Source organism: Methyloceanibacter sp. (assembly GCF_051306395.1).
GTDB lineage: Bacteria > Pseudomonadota > Alphaproteobacteria > Rhizobiales > Methyloligellaceae > Methyloceanibacter.
Window position 1 is genome coordinate 1 of sequence record NZ_JBPPND010000133.1, and the last position, 2,067, is coordinate 2,067.

The 2,067-nt window shown below is 61.1% G+C and carries 2 protein-coding genes; one reads left to right on the forward strand and one right to left on the reverse strand.

What is annotated here, in order from left to right; all coding sequences use genetic code 11:
* Positions 1–171: 171 nt before the first annotated feature.
* Positions 172–1,118, reverse strand: a protein-coding gene (locus ACSLE4_RS07005; protein ID WP_435903761.1) for an IS630 family transposase whose coding sequence is annotated in 2 segments (ribosomal slippage) — positions 172–779 and positions 779–1,118 — 948 coding nt in all. Because the reading frame shifts where the segments join, the coding sequence is not laid out codon by codon here.
* Positions 1,119–1,642: 524 nt separating this feature from the next.
* Here ACSLE4_RS07005 and ACSLE4_RS07010 point away from each other — a divergent pair.
* The coding region (locus ACSLE4_RS07010) for an SH3 domain-containing protein (RefSeq protein WP_435903762.1) at positions 1,643–2,067 on the forward strand (425 nt) is incomplete at its 3' end.

Below are 2,067 nucleotides of genomic sequence, written 5' to 3' on the forward strand. Positions count from 1 at the left end.
CGCCAAGCCGAAGCAGTGGAAGAAGGGGGTCATCCAAAAAACCCAACGGCGGCCCTATGGAGGATAGACGGCGCGAGAAGCCTGCACGGCCTGCTTCCACTGGACCGCAGCTTCAAGACAAGTTGCTCATATCCGTTGGTTGCCTCACAACGCCGCTAGAGCGGATTCGCCTTATTCCGGCTCGTATCCTGCGGCGGCGAAGTAGTTGGCACATTCCTGCGGCGTGAAGAGGTCGATGAGGTGGCCGATGGTGTCCCAGAGGCCGCCGACGGTTGGTTCGGCCGCCTTACGCAGGAGAGCTTTGAGTTTGGCGAAGGCGTTCTCGATCGGATTGAAGTCGGGGCTGTAGGGCGGCAGGTAGAGCAGTTGTGCACCAGCCGCTTCGATGGCCAGGCGCACGTCCGGACCCTTGTGGCTCGACAGGTTGTCCATCACCACGATGTCGCCGGGGCGAAGCTCGGGCACCAGCACCTGCTCGACATAGGCTTGGAAGGCGATGCGGTTGATCGGTCCGTCGAGAACCATCGGCGCCACCATGCCGCTCCGCCTCAGCCCTGCTACGAAGGTGGTCGTCTTCCAGTGGCCATAAGGGATGCCGGCCCTCAGCCGCTCGCCCATTGGTGCACGGCCGCGCAGCCGCGCCATGTTGGTCGACGCCCAGGTCTCGTCGATGAAGACGAGCCGCTCCGGATCGAGATCGAGCTGCCCGTCGAACCACGCCTCACGCTGCTTCAGGATATCCGGGCGCTCCTGCTCGGCCGCGTGCGCAGTCTTTTTTTGAATGTCAGGCCGCAACGGTCGAGGAATGTCCACAACGTCGCGCGAGCCGCACGAACACCACGCTCCGAAGCCAGCTTGTCCAGCATCTCGCTGATGGTGATGTCCGGCTCCGCCTCGATCTGCCCGAGAATGTAGTCGCGATGCAGATCAAGCTTGGAGCGGCGCGGCTTACCCTGCCGGCCAGGCCTGCGATCGCCCGTCTCGCGTGCCTGCCGCACCCAGCGGATCGCCGTCGCCAGCCCGATCCGGAACTGCGCTGCCGCCTGGCGCGCCGGCAGCCCCCCAAGCGCCGCATCAATTACCCGATCACGCAGATCCTGGCTGTAGGCTCGTGCCATGCCCCGTCCCCCGATTCATCAATCATCGGAGGACTCGCACTGTTCGCCCGATTTGGGAATCCTCCAGAATCGGAAAATCACGAACTCGCTCTAGATGGGGTAATCGGCCGACGTACTTGTGGATAGCTGCAAATTTGGGGTGCTGGCCAGGCATTTGCACCTCTTGAGCGGAAGAAGCTCAAGCGGCCATCGCATGCGCCGCAAACTGGTCTACAGCCCCCAAGGTCTACTTTGCATGGGGTTGTTTGCCCCAAATGACATTTTGCCTGGGCTCAGCTCGCCGCATCCGTCACATCGCCGAGTGAAAGATCCGGTGAGCTTGGTCTTTCCTCTCCTGCTCGCGGGCTCCTCCGGGCTGGCCAAATCGAGTGCTTTTCCAGGCCGAAAGGGGAGCACAAATGAGGCGGGGCCGGGATGAACCCGCGATGAACACTCCGTTGCGACGCGGTTCAGGCGAGTAAGGCCACCTTCCCAACTGAACTTCGCGGACGCCCGAACGCATGAGGAATGAGAACGTTACCTCTTTGGCTGAAACCGGAAAACAATTCGAGACGATGAAAATGACACCCTCCTTGAAACCCCTCGCCAGAGGCCTTTTGCTTCTTGCCCTACTGGCCACACCGGCACTGGCTCAAGAGGAGCCTAATGGCTACCCAATCACCAATGTGAACCTGCGCGCCGGCCCGGGTACGGAATATCCCGTCCTTGTTACCGTGCCGACCGATGCACCGGTCACCATCCTTGGCTGCCTTGAGGACTACACATGGTGCGACACCATTTTTGAGGATCAACGCGGCTGGATGCGTTCGATCTATCTCGCGGGCTACTACGACGGTGAGTACTACCTGCTCAGCGACTACGCCCCTGATCTTGGGTACCAGACCGTCACTTTCGACGTCGCCGCCTATTGGGATGCCTACTATCAGGACGAGCCGTTCTACAATGACCA